The 341-nt window shown below is 41.9% G+C and carries 1 pseudogene (running past one end of the window); it reads right to left on the reverse strand.

Features of this window, described 5'->3' with window-relative positions:
- Nucleotides 1-95: 95 nt before the first annotated feature.
- Nucleotides 96-341 (reverse strand): annotated as a pseudogene (locus VZP09_RS10085) (hypothetical protein) (its annotated part continues 26 nt past the right edge of the window); the annotation flags it as partial.

Genomic DNA, 341 nt, shown 5'->3' on the forward strand with positions numbered 1-341 from the left:
GAACCAACCAGCCAGCGCGATACCTGAAGCACCTAATCCCATCCCAGCCCCTCTGATAACACGGGAAAGCAGGATGAGTAATGTTCGTTTTATATTCATAATCCACCAAAGAAATATTCACATATTTTGTTAAATTCTGCTGGATTCTTATCACTGACCATACACGCTGTTTCGAAAGGTTTTACAATATCCTCAACAAGAAAATACAGAAGATCCAGATCTCCCAGATTTTGCAGTTTATCATGCAGTACCGGATTTCTGCGCTTCAGATATCGGGACGTGTATATTGCTCTGGATGTTTCAGCTCCAACGGATAATAATAATCCGGCAAGACTTCCTGC

It is taken from the genome of Klebsiella sp. EMBS2024 (genome assembly GCF_036233805.1).
GTDB lineage: Bacteria > Pseudomonadota > Gammaproteobacteria > Enterobacterales > Enterobacteriaceae > Klebsiella > Klebsiella pneumoniae.